General features: G+C 55.9%; 15 protein-coding genes. 14 read left to right on the top strand and 1 reads right to left on the bottom strand.

Going from position 1 to position 15,483, the window contains the following annotated elements; all coding sequences use genetic code 11:
- The first annotated feature begins 443 nt into the window (after window positions 1-443).
- The 11 genes from P1S59_02765 (at window position 444) to P1S59_02715 (ending at window position 13,005) form a co-directional block, all read left to right on the top strand.
- Entirely contained in the window at window positions 444-2,639 is a 2,196-nt protein-coding gene (locus tag P1S59_02765; protein ID MDF1525182.1) for a hypothetical protein, read from the top strand.
- A gap of 10 nt (window positions 2,640-2,649) precedes the next feature.
- Entirely contained in the window at window positions 2,650-3,291 is a 642-nt protein-coding gene (locus P1S59_02760) for a response regulator transcription factor (protein ID MDF1525181.1), read from the top strand.
- 258 nt (window positions 3,292-3,549) lie between these two features.
- Window positions 3,550-3,975: a hypothetical protein gene (locus tag P1S59_02755; protein ID MDF1525180.1), complete on the top strand. Its 426-nt coding sequence runs from the start codon at window positions 3,550-3,552 to the stop codon at window positions 3,973-3,975.
- A 46-nt stretch (window positions 3,976-4,021) separates the two neighbouring features.
- A complete protein-coding gene (locus P1S59_02750; protein MDF1525179.1) occupies window positions 4,022-4,708 on the top strand; it encodes a CsgG/HfaB family protein in 687 nt (228 codons plus the stop codon).
- Between the two features lie 9 nt (window positions 4,709-4,717).
- Complete coding sequence (locus tag P1S59_02745) at window positions 4,718-5,959, top strand: hypothetical protein (GenBank protein MDF1525178.1); 1,242 nt, start codon at window positions 4,718-4,720, stop codon at window positions 5,957-5,959.
- The gene (locus P1S59_02740; protein MDF1525177.1) at window positions 5,956-7,257 is read left to right on the top strand and encodes a hypothetical protein; all 1,302 of its coding nucleotides are present in this window, start codon (window positions 5,956-5,958) and stop codon (window positions 7,255-7,257) included. Before P1S59_02745 ends, P1S59_02740 begins: the two co-directional genes overlap by 4 nt.
- A gap of 51 nt (window positions 7,258-7,308) precedes the next feature.
- A complete protein-coding gene (locus P1S59_02735) occupies window positions 7,309-9,009 on the top strand; it encodes a PASTA domain-containing protein (protein MDF1525176.1) in 1,701 nt (566 codons plus the stop codon).
- A 20-nt stretch (window positions 9,010-9,029) separates the two neighbouring features.
- Complete coding sequence (locus P1S59_02730) at window positions 9,030-9,890, top strand: hypothetical protein (protein MDF1525175.1); 861 nt, start codon at window positions 9,030-9,032, stop codon at window positions 9,888-9,890.
- A 32-nt stretch (window positions 9,891-9,922) separates the two neighbouring features.
- Complete coding sequence (locus P1S59_02725; protein MDF1525174.1) at window positions 9,923-12,094, top strand: ankyrin repeat domain-containing protein; 2,172 nt, start codon at window positions 9,923-9,925, stop codon at window positions 12,092-12,094.
- A 39-nt stretch (window positions 12,095-12,133) separates the two neighbouring features.
- The gene (locus tag P1S59_02720; GenBank protein ID MDF1525173.1) at window positions 12,134-12,550 is read left to right on the top strand and encodes a hypothetical protein; all 417 of its coding nucleotides are present in this window, start codon (window positions 12,134-12,136) and stop codon (window positions 12,548-12,550) included.
- A gap of 32 nt (window positions 12,551-12,582) precedes the next feature.
- Complete coding sequence (locus P1S59_02715; GenBank protein ID MDF1525172.1) at window positions 12,583-13,005, top strand: hypothetical protein; 423 nt, start codon at window positions 12,583-12,585, stop codon at window positions 13,003-13,005.
- Window position 13,006: 1 nt separating this feature from the next.
- Here P1S59_02715 and P1S59_02710 read toward each other — a convergent pair whose 3' ends face one another.
- Entirely contained in the window at window positions 13,007-13,201 is a 195-nt protein-coding gene (locus P1S59_02710) for a hypothetical protein (protein MDF1525171.1), read from the bottom strand.
- Window positions 13,202-13,391: 190 nt separating this feature from the next.
- Here P1S59_02710 and P1S59_02705 point away from each other — a divergent pair, with 190 nt between their 5' ends.
- The 3 genes from P1S59_02705 (at window position 13,392) to P1S59_02695 (ending at window position 15,451) form a co-directional block, all read left to right on the top strand.
- Window positions 13,392-13,874 carry a BCAM0308 family protein gene (locus P1S59_02705; GenBank protein ID MDF1525170.1) on the top strand — a complete coding sequence of 161 codons (483 nt, stop codon included), beginning with the start codon at window positions 13,392-13,394 and terminating at the stop codon, window positions 13,872-13,874.
- A gap of 250 nt (window positions 13,875-14,124) precedes the next feature.
- On the top strand, window positions 14,125-15,042 hold the full coding sequence (locus P1S59_02700; protein MDF1525169.1) for an OmpA family protein: 918 nt from the start codon (window positions 14,125-14,127) through the stop codon (window positions 15,040-15,042).
- An 85-nt stretch (window positions 15,043-15,127) separates the two neighbouring features.
- Window positions 15,128-15,451: a hypothetical protein gene (locus tag P1S59_02695; protein MDF1525168.1), complete on the top strand. Its 324-nt coding sequence runs from the start codon at window positions 15,128-15,130 to the stop codon at window positions 15,449-15,451.
- The last annotated feature ends 32 nt before the right edge of the window (window positions 15,452-15,483 follow it).

Here is a 15,483-nt window from a genome sequence, read left to right as displayed (position 1 = left end):
TATCTTGGTAGTACAGTTTGACGTTTGATGTTTGGTGCTAAAATCCAGGACTACTTGTTCCCTTATGTTGGACTGTCGATATAAGTCATTGATCCGTGAGGGAAGGAAAAACCGCGCTTTTTCCTTCCCGAGGAGCAAAAAGCCGATAACGGACTTTTTGCGACCCTGTCAATAGACGGTTTAGTGGAAAGAAACTCCCACTTCACAGGCTGACAGTTTTTTCCTTTCTTTGTAAACAATTTAGATTCTATACTTGCTCACGGTCCCGATATTTATAAATCAGGGGTTGTGAAATTGCCGCTAGCAGGACTTGATCCTCAGGGGGTTCCAGCTGTCAGGCTTCCTGATATTATCCCCTTGAAGGACGGGTTGGTTCCGATTCACATGAAGCGGTGTCGGTTGTTAAATCTTCAAAATATTACTTTGAGGAGCAAAATTTACAAATGAACGGTGGTAGCGAGAGAATTAGTGGAGATCCAGGTGCGGGAATTACTGTGTCACCTTACAGGATCCTTTCCATCGCGGCTCTGCTTGGTATGGTATGCGTGGTTTTATCGACGTGGGTTGCGCTGCACCAGCCCTGGCTCGGCGTGGACCTGCGCCTGGATGAGGGGCAGCCTGGAGTTGTTGTCGAGGGGGTTCATGAGGGCAGCCCCGCGGATCTTATCCTCACTCCCGGCGATGCCATCATCTCTATCCGGTCCACTTCCGGATTTCCGTACACATTTGAGACTGCCGACCTTGTCGAAGACCCGGATGTTTTTCCGACCTTCCGGGAGTACAATCTGTTTCTGGAGCGGCAGGAGATCGTTGCCGGGATCCTCCGTGAACCCGTTGTGGAGCTGAACCTCGCTGACGGGCGAAAGATCAGGTTACAGCCGGCAGCCGCCAGGCCCTGGTCCTCCATGCCCCTTGAGTCCTGGCTGCTCAACGCCATGGGGGTCACGATATTTTTGATCAGTGCGGCCGTCTGGTCGGTAAGGAGGCGTAATACGGCAGTTCGGATGTTTTTATTTTCGGGGGTCGGCCTTCTCATCACAGGGACATCATTGGCGATTATTGTATCGAAGGAGATCGCCTTCGACCCGGTACTCACGTGGACGCTTCGCGAGATTTACCACGCCGGGAACAACATCTTCGCGGTCTTCGGTCTCGGCCTGCTTTTCCACTATCCCACCTTTCTTGGCACCTTTCCGTTCACCAGGGTGGTCGCCGTTCTTGTCTCCTCATTCGCGTTGAACGAACACTTTCAGTGGATGGACCTGCCGTTACACACCACTTTAGTCCAACCCGTACTCTATTTCATGATCGCCGTTTCCGTGTCCGCACTCCAATGGAGGCGTTCTGAGGGGCGTCCTGTCGAGAGGGCGGCACTGAAATGGTTCCTGTTATCGTGCCTGGGTTTTATCGGGTTCGGTATTTTTATCTACTTTGTGCCAGCTGTTTTCATGGGACGCACGATGGTGCCCATCACGGTCTGGCTCGGGTCGATAACCTTGACCTACGTCGGTCTGGCTCTGGGCATCCTTCGATACCGCCTTTTCGACATCGACCGCTGGTGGTTCGAATTCTGGTTGTGGTTCCTGGCGGGTGTTTCGGTCCTGCTGCTTGACGGCATCCTGGCGTTTACCATCGTCTCCGATCCGTCCATCGCCCTGGTCCTGGCGCTTGTTATGGTCGGATGGTTCTATTTCCCTGCGCGACAATGGGTCTGGGGCCGGTTGTACCGGCGTCAGGAAAACCGCCTCGAACGGCACCTTCCCGCACTCCTCGCGGGCTTGGTCGGTGCGCTGAACGTCAAAGATAAAGCCTGGATCCGCGCCCTGAGGGAGGTGTTCCTCCCCCTCTCGCACAGAAACCTTGAAGATCGGATAGAGGGTCCCAGGCTGGAAAACCACGGTGAGATCATGCTGGTCCCCACTCTGGACGGAACAGGTAAAATAGAATTGCACTTCGCGGACAGGGGCAGCCGGCTTTTTTCTCCAAGGGACGTTAAACTGGCAAAAACTCTCTATGATGTCGCCAGAAACACGGAGGACCGGTTAACCGTTTATAATCGCGGCGTGGACGAAGAACGGGAACGGATCATGAGGGACCTGCACGATGAGGTCGGGGGGCGCCTCCTGTCCCTCGTCCACTCATCCAAAACTCCCAGGGTTACGCTTCTGGCACGCAACGCACTCAAGGCTCTCCGAGATATTATTTACAGTATCAACCCGGAGGAAGAGGTGACCATTGAGGAGGCTCTGGCGGCATGGCGTTACGAATATTTTCAACGCTGCGAAGACGCCGGGGTTGTGCTCCATTGGGAAAGCGGGACCATAAATTCCCTCCAGCTCCTGACCTCAAGGCAGTTGGTGAATCTGTCCCGGGTGCTCTTTGAGGCATCAACCAACGCCTTTGTCCACGCCCTTCCCAACAACATCTGGGTCAGTTGGGATGGGGATGACCGAAAACTCGTCGCCATTGTTCGCAACGACGGACGGATTCCGCAACAAGGGTCGTTCATCTTTGGCAAGGGAATCCGGAACATGGAGAGGAGAATGGGTGAACTCGGAGGATGGTGCAGTTGGGAAGCTCTTCCTGACGAAGGGGTCTTCGAGGTTCGTCTGTCTCTGCCTGTTGCTGATGATTACTGAGGGAAAGACAATGCGTAATGTCCTTATTGTGGAAGACCACGACGACACGAGACTCTGGTGGGAAAACCATATTTCCGAGGCTTTTCCCCAGGCCCAGGGCATGGGGGCGGCCACGCTGAGCGAGGCTCACGTTCTTCTGGAAAAACATGATTTTTCCCTTGCACTCGTGGACATCAACCTGCCGGACGGGTCCGGGATCGACCTGGTTCGGGAGATGAGCAGGACTCATCCTGACATCTATTGCGTCATTTCAACGATCTTTGACGACGATACGCACATCTTCTCAGCCCTGCGCGCTGGGGCCATGGGCTACCTTATAAAGGAGCAGCCGCTGGACCGCCAGATCCAGCAGCTCAAAGCCGTTCTGGACGGTGAGCCGCCGCTGGCACCGGGTGTGGCCCGCCGGATCCTGACCCACTTCTCCCGCCAGAATGAAGAGTCAGAAAGCACCGAAGCTTTGACCGACCGGGAAAAGAGTGTTCTGCAGCTTATCGCGAAAGGTTTCTCCCGCCCTGAAGTCGCCAGGCTGCTCGGACTGACCCCCAGCACCGTGGCCAGCTATACCAAGGTCATCTACCAGAAGCTGAATATCTCCCGGAGAGCTGAGGCTGTCATCGAAGGGGTCCGGCTCGGCCTCATCGACCCATACTGAACCCTGAAATCCCCTTACCCCCTTACCCCCTTACCCCCTTACCCCCTTACCCCCTTACCCCCTTACCCTATCCCCCCCAATCGGGGGTGTTTTTACATTACCCGCCACTGTACCTTATCTGAAAGGTAAAGTTTGGTGGGAGTCCGGACCCGGCCCCGGAAAAGGTTTCTTTGCGGAATAAAATCCTGGATCATTATGACCCTCAAGCCGGTAATGCGTCAAACCGGTAATGAGGAGATCAAATAAAAGGCCAAATTAATGAGGATCCTAAATACCTCCGTGATCGTGCTGTGTTTCACCCAAATTCTCCTCGGGTTTTCATTTGCCCAGGCTGCTCCTCCGGACTGGCGGGGGAACAGTTCCCAGCCAGGGCCAACTGCCAACAGCCCTGTCACACCCACCCCCCAGCGCTTTGATCTGCAGTGTCCCAGCGCTTATTCGGGGATAAAGGGAGAACTCCTGCCCACCTATTGGGAAGCCATTGATAAAGGCCAGCAGGCCAGGCTCATTAAATCCCAGGTCCAGGATCAGTACCTTTTTTGTGTTTACCAGGTCCCGTCCTCAGGCCGTGAGATCCATTCGAGCGTCCGGCGGCTCATTCCGAAAGGATACAACTGTGTTTCTGATGGGGCGGGAAGGTTCGAGTGCAAGCAGGTAAATGCGCCGAACTCGCCCGTCCGATAGAATTGCGTGTCTGGCAGTACGCACCAATTAAGAAAAGGAGTCAAAAATGAACCGAAAGATCTCAAACAGTGCAGTGGTTTTCTCGCTCACGTTGACAGTCTGCATCGTTCTGCTGTCAACAGCGTCCGCCTGGTCCTGGGGAACTCCTCCGGAAGAGCTGCCGCCCAAGAAGACGGTTACGATCTACCAGTTCGACAGCACCGTTCCTGAAGTGTCTCCAGCTTCGGCAACAGACATGTTTACGACTGCGCTGATCAAGTCCAACGCCTTTGACGTCCTGGAAAGGCAGAGACTGGACGAAAGTGTTTACCAGGAGAAGCAGCTTAACCAGGGGGGGATGACTACCGGCGATGTGGCTCAGTATCAACTTACAGGGGCCGACTTCATCTTCACGGGTGCCATCACCGAAGCCAACGCCCAGGCTGATAAAACGGGCGTCGCCGGAGCCTACAAGGGTGTGGGTGTGGAAACCAGCGGTGAAAATGCCGAGATCGGCCTTGACGTGCGGGTTCTGGATGCCAAAACAGGGAAAGTCCTCGATGCTGTCAGCGTCAGGAAAAAGATCTCGGAGGGCGGTTTCTCCGCCTCCGGTCTGGGAAAACTTTTCGGGAAGAAAAAGCTGAAAGGCGCGAACCTAGGGATCGCTCACGACAAGAAAGAGGGGATCGACAAGGCCCTTCGCGACTGCATCGACGAGGCGGTGGAAAAGATCGTGAGCCGGTATGAAGAATAGGAGCGGCTGATGAATCCGGTTTTCAGGATCGCTACTGCACTTGTGATTCCCCTTTTACTCCTGCCTGTCTTCGGCAGGGCCGGCCAGAGGGGGGCGGATATTCAGTGGCGGGCCATACAGTTGCCCGCAACCGGTCAGTGGTACGAAGGGCAAGGGTTTAACAGGGCCGACACGCCGCTGGACCGGTCAGGCCCCCTTGGGAACGGCTACAACACCATCTATCTGGTGGATCTGGAACCCGGGCTCGATTACACTCTGGGGCTGCGCTATCGGGCCGATGCCGGGAAGGAACTTTCTGCCGAGCTTTTTGACCGCTGGCCCTACGACCCCGAGGCCAGGAGCTACAAACTGCCTCTGGGCCCGGTTGTCCGCACGGATCCGGACTGGATAGAATACCGGTGGCGAGTGGGCGTCTCCGATCGCAGCCGGGGTAACCTGGCATTTGTGGCCGTCCAGGCCAGACCTCGCGGCGCCGGGCCCACAAGCCGTTTCCGTCATTTCATGTACCTGACCACCCCGGCCGTCCGGCCCATGAACCATGTGGGAACAGGGATCACCTACCTGCGCGGACCGTCGGACCTATTCCTGCCGCAGACAACAGACCAGGTCCAATACGTTGTGGAATACCCCTATGATGCCCGTGGTCCTGACAACGGACCAGGGACCGACTGGCGTCCCGGGGGAGGTCTGATCTTTAACGGAGATTTCAGCCAGGGTCTGCAGGGATGGGATCTGTTTTCCGAGGGGGAGGATGGGGACGCTGTCGATCATGTGGCATCCGGAAAAGATGGGCTGCGGATCTGGAGCGACAGCAAGGCCCTTCGGTCCGGTGTCAAGCAGGTGATACAGAGGGAAGTCCGGGATGCGGGGTCCCTTGTCCTGGAGATGGAACTGCGTATCGACAAGGATCCGGGGGGCCTGTCACAGACCGATGCCGGGGCGATTGAGCTTTCCATCTGCTATCTGGATTCTGAGGGTAAAGATCACTGTGGTGATGAGGCTTACCGCACAAGGTTCACGACCCATCGCCAGTCAAGTCCTGCTGACGGTGTTGTCCAGATAACGATTGGTAAATGGTTTTTTTTCGAGAGTGAATTGATGGACCTTACCCCTGGCCCCCAGGTGATCAAATCGGTGTCTGTTGCCGGAGGCCAGAGCCCGGGACAGGATGCCTGGATACGGCAGATTCACCTGATCGAGGGGGGCCGTACCAACGGAACCGTGGATAAGGCCATAAGGAGGGTGCCATGAGGTTATTGAATGCTGAAAAAAAACTGATGCTGCGAGCGGGAAGCTTCCCCGTTGTGTGGGCAGCCGCTGTCGCCCTTTTCCTGGTAACGGGTCTTTCCGACACCGCCATGGGCGCGGCATCAAGCGTGGAGACCGTTACTACCTCCCAGCAGGAGTTTAATTTCGAGGTGCATCCCCAGGGAGGTTTTTCAGGAAATAACAGTATTACTTTCCAGGTATCCCGTGTGGAAGAGCCTCGTGGGATTACAAAGCGCTGCAGAAAGATCAATTATGTTTCTGCCGTTCACATGGAGCCGGGAAGCGTATCATTAGGTAATAACCCATATTATTACCGTGTGGGTTACGGGGAGTTGGACACCCCCTTGTGCACCTTTACTGGTTTGGAGATATCCGGACAGCCGTTTCGGGAGCAGGACATCAATTCGGTCTGTTTCGATATTCCCATGCGTTCTGTGAACAACACCTCCGGCGGCCAGTTCCCGTCAGGAGCCCCTCCGGTATTTATCCCTGGCAAATCGGCGGTTCTGGAAAAGGAGATTCGCTTTGATTTTGTTCAAACTCTGGGATCGTTCATTTACGGCCGGAGAGTACCGGAGAAAACGGTGACTTTAAGAGCCAACATACAATGCGTTGATAATACAGTTTCCGGCGGGACCGGTCCTGTCTGGGGGGGAGGAGATGCCAGCCAGGGGACCAGAGGCACACAGTTTACACCTGTTGATCCGCGCACTGCATCCAGGGTGCCCGCCAGCGGTACAGGGACCACTGGCGGTGCGGCGCAGTGTGATCTTTCCGGGGCATGGGACGGTTACAACAACGGGACCAGGACCACAGGATGGCAATTTGAGCAGATCTTCACGGCAGGCGGCAGCGTTACCTACCGCGCCACCCACCTGTCGGCCCAGAGGGCACCCACGGGCGGCGAGGGAACGATCACCAGAAGCCCATCCGGAAACTACCTGTTCCACACCTTGCAGACAAAGGTCCCCACCGCAAACGCTGCTTACCAGGCTTCGACCATGAGGATCTACGACGCGGACGCGAGCTGCGGCAAACTGACCGAAAGGCAGCTTTACGACACCACCTCCGGTATGGTCAACAGGGGAGGCAGCTATTGGCTGCAGCGTGTTTCCACCGCTTCTAATCCGCCATCACGGGTGCAAACACCGGTATCACCGGTAGGAAAGCCAACTTCACCGACAACCGTGTTCAAACCCAGGAGCGCTCCGAACCTCCCCGGCAGCACTTTCAAGCCGGGGCCGGACTTGCCGCCTAAGGGGGAGCCATCAGCCCCATAGTGGAACAGTCTGATTGTGGACACCGTTGCATCACGTCCAGGAGGATCTCTCATGAAATTTAGCAGACTTGTTTATATCGTCCTGCCCATGTTCGGTTTGTTGCTCCCTGCGGCGGGACTTGGCGGTGCTCTCGACCGGGGCCCGAGCCAGCAGCGTTACAATCAGGCGGCCGATGAGATGATCCGGGTGCCGGGCGTTGTCGGGATGTACGAGTCAGATGCCATGGCCGTCCTGCAGCAATCCGGGGTCGAGCCGAGTATCGTGTACGCCAGGAAATACAGGGAGGATCTCGCCGGGAGAGAGGGCACGGTCATCGATCAGGAACCAGGCGCTGGTGGGATAACCATGCTCGGGTCCACAGTGACCATCACCGTCTATTGGCCGGCATCCATGGGGCCGGAGCCCGGAGCCGGCCAGAATAACGGCCAGCCCGCCAATGACGGCGGGGGCCAGTGGAGTGAACCCGGAGGCGCCGCCCCTCCGCCCTCTAATCAAGCTCCCGCGCCGCAGTGGGGAGCCAGTCCGCCCGCCAGCGGAGGCGGATGGACACCTCCCCCTGTTCCCGCCCCCCAGCCGGCCTCTCCGACGCCTATCGTCGGTACACCGGTTCAAGGGACCGTGACACCGGTAAGCGGTCAGCGTTCCTCCGGTCCTGCTCCCATTGTGGCGATACCGGTGGAGCCCACAGCGACCCAGGCCGGGCAGCAGCAGTCATCGCCTCCTCTCATAACAGGAACGCCTGTCCAGGGGACCGTGACGCCGGTAAGCGGTCAGCGTTCCTCCGGCCCCGCTCCCGTTGTCGCCACGCCGGTGGAGCCCACGGCGACCCAGGCCGATCAGCAGCAGTCATCGCCTCCTCTCATAACAGGAACACCTGTCCAGGGGACCGTGACGCCGGTAAGCGGTCAGCGTTCCTCCGGCCCTGCTCCCATTGTGGCGACACCGGTGGAGCCAACAGCGACCCAGGCTGATCAGCAGCAAGGCTCATCACCGTCGCAATCAAGCACAACGACCCAGGATTCAGATAGTGGTTCAACAATGACAATTGGGGCAACACTTGTTTCCCCGAGTGCAACAGCTGCAGCTCAGGAATGGCGTGTAAAACCATGGCAAACTCAATCGTGGGAAACTATTTACAACGGCCAGAACAAACCACTTTCTACCTGGAAATACGTTAGCGGGAATATAAATGCTCCTTATATCTATAACATCTTGAATGGCAACGCGGCGATAGGGAACACTCCTGTAGCTGGCGGCACTACTGGAACTTTTACCGTGACTGTCAATACCCCCAGAGGGGAACTGCCTTGTAACCGGAATGCGATCCAAAACTTTCCGGCAAACATGAGAATGGGATTTTATTATTCATGCATGGACAATTTCCCTTTATCGGCAAATGTTTTCAGAAGAAATGATTCAATTGTCCAATTGCCAGGAAGAGGTGAATCCAGAACGGGAAATATTGTTTCCGCAACCCACAAGAAATTTCTTAGACACTTTTGGCAATCGAATGATCCTGTCACGATAACAATAAAAAAAATTGACGGAGGATCCAGAGCAACAGTGGTTGGTTACATGGGAGATTGGGGACATTTTTGGACACCGTGGAACTGTGAGTTCGCCAAAGGCAAGGATAATATCGGGCAGACTTGTTCTTTCACTTTCAGAGAGGTTAAGACAAGAGGAATCGCCGTCAGAATTGATGGTTACCGGACCACAGGTAATTTTAAATATGAGATCAGCGTCCAATAACAATTAACCAGGGATATGAAATGAAAACACGATATTTATCACGCAAGTTTAAGGCAGTATTTCTCATACTCTTCTTCCTGGCCGGATTTAAGGGAGGAGCCACTGCCGACCCTATCAGCGACGATGAGGGTAGTCCGGCAACTGCCGCCGAAATCCAGTTCATCAACCGCGTCATTGATCAGGTCAAGGCAGCGGTGCCTCCCCTCGACGGCTGGGAGCGGGACCTCAGTTCATCCTTGGGGGACGACCAGGGCGGATTTCGCCAGGGTGATGACCTTTTGATCTACGAATACGACAGGAAGATCCCCCTGAGGCTTAACCTTGGGTTTAAATTCCACCGGATCACTGCTGCCGAAAGGCAAGTGGCCGCGCAAGAAAAGTCCGCCCAGGAACTCGAGAAGGAGATGATGGACGCGGCCATGACCGGGGATGTGGAAAAAATGCAGCAGGCTCAGCTGCAGCTTAACGCCATGCTCCAGAAACAGATGGAGGGGGCGATGGGTCAGGCTGCAGGGGGTGAACCGGGTTCACAACCGCCTGCAGGTAAGCCCTCCGAATTTTTTGTGAGGGTACTCGTTAACGATGGCGGAGAACATATCGGCAAGAAGTATGACATGACGGCGCCCGGCGTGACCCACGCGTTCCGTATCGACAAGAACAACCAGGATCATCTTGGTTACAAATATTATATCGGCGGGTGGGAGGTGAGCGAGTTTGACCGGGTGAACTGGAAAGTCATCTTTCCCAAGAGCGTCCAGACGCCTGCCAACCACCTCCGCGCGCTCGTCCTTTACGCCAATGTGTATGGTGACCGGGAAAGCGTTGAAAGTTATGTCAAAAATTCCCTGGACCTGAAGGGGCTTAACAGCGTTCTGGATTAAGCGAAAACGGGTTCTTTGGAGGAGTGTCAGGCATGAGTCTTTTGATAATGGGGCGGGCTTTAATAAAACAGGGCCCAGGAGCGGGGCGCTTTTATGTGTTTTCTTCAATGTTCCTTGCCTTGATGCTTGCTGCCGTCTCGCTTCAGCCGTTGGCCCTCGCTGCCAGCCCCCCTGACCCCGCCCAGAAAGAGTTTTTCAAAGCTGTTGGCAAGGGTGACCTGGAGCGTGTCAGGGGACTCATTACCCAGGGCGCGGATGTGAACATGAGTGTCAGCGGCATGCCGGTCATCATGGCCGCGCGTGATCCGGCCATGATCAGCCTCCTGGCCCAGGAAGGCGCTGATGTGAACGCCAGATCCGATCTCATGAACATGACGGTCCTCGTGAGTTTCGTCTCCCAGGGCAAGGCCGATGCCGTAAAGGCGCTTATCCAGGCCGGTGCCAATGTAAATACAAGGGACGGCAAAACCGGCGCGACGGCCCTTTCATCGGCGATCAAGCCAGGGAAGGTCGAAATCATCACGGCTTTGATCGAAGCCGGCGCGGACGTGAACGGTGTCGGGTTCCTTGGAATGAGGCCGCTGAGCCTGGCCGTCATGGCGGGGAAGGCCAACATCGTCGATATCCTTATCGAGAGCGGCGCGGATGTGGAAGCAAAGGATGAAGACGGGACGTCGCCGCTCATGCGAGCGGTCTCCATGAGGAAAACAAAGATAGCCAAAGCTCTAATCGAGGCCGGTGCGGATGTGAACGCTCCTGCGGGTTCCCCGGGCTCGAAAGGGAAGAAAAGGAAAGGTGGCGGGACGGCCATGGATATGGCCAGCTTGACCGGTGATGATGAGTTGAAAGAAACCCTGCGGGAAGCCGGTGCGAAAAAATCGCAGGGTGCACCCGAGCCCGATTACACAAAGCCCAATCCGGGTGGGATATACACCCTGGAGTGCGACCTCACCGGCTCTCCACCTCCCCAGGGTGCAGAGTTCTCATGCAGTGAGATAGATCAGATTGCCGACAGCGGAGTGGAAGAGGTTATTGCTTCAAGCGCCTATTTCGAGGGGAAACATTCGGTTCCCAAGAAAGAGGGATGCACGGTGGATCTGGGCCAGCCAGGTTCTTACACCATTAGAACCACGACCATAAATACCCCATGGGACCTGGTCTGCCGCACCAGGCTGGGAACGACAACCGGTGATACGAAATGGATCGCGTATATCGAGAGGAAAAAGCCGAAGATATTAAAAAGTGAGAAAACAATCGTGATCTCCGGGCCGCCGAAAAAAGAGCCCACCGAGAAGAAGGAACCCTCATCCATCAAGATCGTAACACCTGTAAAAGACGATCAGTTCACCTTTGGCAAAGAAAACCCTGGCGAACTTGAGATCGACGCAGAGGCGGAAGTCAAGGGGGACTGCGATGCCGACGCATCCTGGAAAATGGAGGAGCTAAGCGGGTCGAAGCAAAAGATTGATCCAGCGACGGCCTCCAACGCCGTGAAGATCAGTTTCGAAGGACTTCCCGGGAACACCTCACAATTGGGCAAAAAAAGGATCACCGCCAGCGCCTGCGGGAAGTCTGACTCTGTCGTGGTTCAACTGTTTTTCCCGCCGGATGCGTTAAACCACCCCGGTGCGGGGAGCGGAACGATACCCAACTGGTTCTTTTACTGGAAGCAAACGAAGGCCGGCAAGGGGTATAAACCGGCATACACGCCTGTAAAAATAGCTACGGATGGTTCGAAGGCTATCGGGCAGTACGATTACGCAGCAGACAAAGTGTTTCTTACCGATCGGATCATGCAGAAATCCTGTGCGCCGAGAGTAAAGGCTCTGGGTGGTAAAGAATCCAAGGGGATCGATTGCTTTGCGGAGACGGCCCGTCATGAAACCCGGCATCAAAAAGAGCGCTGGGAGTGGTGGGGGGCGACCAACCCTCAGGCCTTGTCATTTTTTGAACGCCATAAACTGGATTTTGACGGCGACCTGGTCCCGGACGAAGTGGAAAAAAAGCTGGACGGAAAAAACTGCAGCAAGTGGGATCCCACCAGCTGCGACGGAAGGCCGAAAGACAGCCTTTTTGATATAGAAATGAACGCTTACTGGATCGGCTGGGAGTGGCCGGTCGGATACGCTGATTCTGAGGATTGGTCGTGGTGCGGCAAACAGTGGGACGATATGGCTGTATGCCCGGGGAATAAACGGTGGTGATCTGAAAGATCGGATGCATTCCTGGAAATGAGGTGAAATATGAAGAAAATAGTAGTAGTTGCAGCAATGCTGCTGGGCATGGTTATGGTGGCCTCGGGACCGATGGCTGCTTATGCGGAGGATCTCTCGGCAGAGCAGGTAAAGGCCCTGGAAAGTGTCGGGGTCCAGGTGTATCCGGGCGCCAGTTACACCACCGGGGATAACGAGGTCGCCACCATCATGTGGTTCAAGTCCAAGGACTCCCCTGACAAGATCATGGACTGGTACGAGGAAAAGTTCTCCGACTGGTCTGAAATGGACGTCACGGGAGCAGGGTCATCTACAAGGGCCCCGGGGGTATGGAGGCCAAGGACCTTTCAACAAAGCCGTGCATCTTTACTCGGACCACGGATGAGACCCCGGGTTCAACAGATTCCGAGATCACCGTCCGGATACCCAAATAACGCGAAGTGTTGAGCTGATTAACTGAGGAGCGCAAGGAGATAGCCATGAAAAAAACATTACAGATATCCTTAATAATTGGCCTGGTGTTGATCTTATCGACCTTCATCGCTTTTGCGGCGGATCTGCCGGCGAAGGACGCGAAGATCCTCAAGGAAGCGGGGATACCGCTTTACAAGGGCGTGGAATTCATCAACGGAGGCCTGGGCGACGAAGTGGTCGGTGCCCGGTTCGCCAGTTCGGCACCCGTCGAAGATGTGCGGGCGTTCTACCAGGATAAATTTCCAGACTGGGCTTTAAACGCAGAGTACGGAGCCTGGATCCTTTACGTTGGTGAGCCCGGCGGCGGACCTGCCGCCTACATGGGCAAGCAGCAGATCTCGGTGGCGACCAACAAGAACCTCCCGGAATGGTTCGGGCTGGCCGGGAACATGACGACCGAGATCATAATCGTCGTGCCGCCGAAATAGCTTAATGCATTTGGGGTCCGACCCCCTGGTCTGGCAGTAGCACCGTCAGGTTGACGACAGTGTCGGCCCCGGCCAGGAAACGGACGTCGGGCAGGTCGGAGGCGGCCAGGAAAAGCCACCCCCCGGCGGTTGCGGCTGCCAAAGCTCCGGCCGCAAGGAGTAAGGTCAGGATCTTTCCGTACGCGGTTCTTTTCATTGGGGGAGGGTTATAGCACACCGCCGGGAAAAGGAAAGGGGAAAAGAGGAAAGAGGAAACCTATAAGACAGAGATGAATTCGAAAACCCCGCGGTTGGACCGGCCCCTGGATCTACCCCAGAGAGGTATAATTATTACAGGGGAATGGTTGGCTTGGAATGTCTCATGGCGTGGCCGGGGAGGTACGATCATGGCGAAGTGGAAGACCGGACGGGTAGACAGGATGAGGTTCAAGGGGGACAAGGATCCGTACAGGCTGGCGGAAAAGCCGCCCGGGGGGGCAGTGTGCAAGGATTGCGGTGCGACGGTGGTGGATGGCCGATGGACGTGGAGCGCACCTTCAGGGGAGGTTGTCAGTACGGTCTGTCCGGCGTGCAGACGGATCAGGGATAACTATCCGGCCGGATATCTTACCCTGGACGGGCCATTTTTCACGGAGAACCGCGAGGAGATCATGAACCTGGTCAGCAATGTGGCGGAAGCGGAAAAGGGGGAGCATCCGCTGGAAAGGGTCATGGCTATGGAGAATGACGGTGGTACCACCGGCATTACAACTACCGGCGTGCACCTCGCCCGCCGCCTGGGCGACTCCGTCCAAAGGTCCTATCGCGGGGAACTGACGGTCCACTATGAAGAGGGTGAAAACCGGGTGCGCGTGAACTGGGCAAGATGAGGAGGGGATCATCCCGGCCCATCTTGCCTGTTTTCGGAAGGGTGGGAGTTGGATCAATAAAGGGGTATCCGGGGCCGGTTAAGGCAAAAACGGCCCTGATCCCGCTCCGACCCCCTGGTGCGGGAAGGGTAAGCGGAGCGAAAAATGGCGGATGTGATCGCCTCCAGGACCTGCGAAGACAATGACGAAAAGAGCGTCAGAAATCTCGCGGGCAAGCTGCCTGCCGGGAACTGATAAAGGAGAATGAGCCATGTTGTATGGAAAATCATCGTTGACGGTATTTGTTCTCGTCCTGGTGGCGGCAATAATGTTCGCCTGGGTTCCCGGTTCCAGGGCCGAAGACGGCGACCATCCCTTGATCAAGCGTTATCCCGGGTCGAAGGGGGGCAAGTCCTTTGTCCGCGATTTCGACGAAGTGCAGATGCCCACGGGTAAATCAGGACGTGACGGTTTTGCTGACACCATAACCGTCAAGGGCAAGGCCACCGGGATCGTCTATCAGAACCCTAAAAAAAGGTCGACCCTGGAGATCTACCAGAACTACGAAGAAGCCATGAAGGCCGGCGGCTTCGAGTTTCTCTTTACCTGCGCCGACAAGGAGTGCGGCAAACCAGGCCCGGAGGATCCCATGCTCAACTACCGGTGGGCCTGTTTCGAGCAGCGACACGCCACGGCCAGGCTTGCGCGGCCTGAAGGTGACATCTTCGTAAACCTCCACGTGTGCAAGGGCACCGACAAGACCTTCCTGGGGATCGTGGAATCAAAGCCCATGGAAACGGGGCTGGTCAAGGTGGATGCCGATGCTCTGGCCGACGAGATCGACCGCACCGGGCACGCCTCCATCTACGGCATCTATTTCGACACCGACAAAGCAGATGTGAAACCGGAATCCGAGCAAGCGTTAGGCGAGATCGCGAAACTCCTCGCTCAGAGGCCCGATCTGAATCTTTACGTCGTGGGACATACCGACAGCGTCGGGAGCCTGGATTACAACAGGGATCTTTCCGTGCGCCGAGCCAGGGCGGTGGTGGAGGTCCTGACGGTAAAGTACGGCATCGCAAAAAGCCGCCTGCGAGGTGAAGGCGTTGGCCCCCTGGTGCCGGTGCTGGCAAACAGCAGCGATGGAGGGCGGGCAAAGAACCGGCGGGTGGAACTGGTGAAACAGTAACGCCGCAGGCTGTGATACGGCGTTCGATAGTGGCTGGTAAAAAGGTGTCTTACCAAACAGTTCCTAACCAAAAAGGAGAAAGAGGATGAAAAAGTTCGCATTTATCGTTTTTTCGCTGCTTGCGCTGGCAGTATTGGCTTCACCCTCATACGCGGTCATGCTAATGAAGCCGCAGATAGCGCCAAAACCTACACCGAGAATACCCGGTTCCATTACCAGTCCGTCGGCAGATGGGGATAAAAAATGTGATCCAGCAACTGCGGATTGGGTGGACGTTCCAGGTTCCTGCTTTGATCGCGGAACCGAAATCATTTGTCGTATCCAGAACACTTGCAGCGGCGAACAAAGAGCGGTGGTCATACAGAAAGGGAATTTGCCGGGGAAACCCTATGGCGGGATCGCCAGGTAGTCCCCCTGGTAATTAATGGAGTGGATCGCGGA

This window comes from bacterium (assembly GCA_029210965.1).
GTDB lineage: Bacteria > BMS3Abin14 > BMS3Abin14 > BMS3Abin14 > BMS3Abin14 > JALHUC01.
This window is presented reverse-complemented; position numbering and strand designations above follow the sequence as displayed.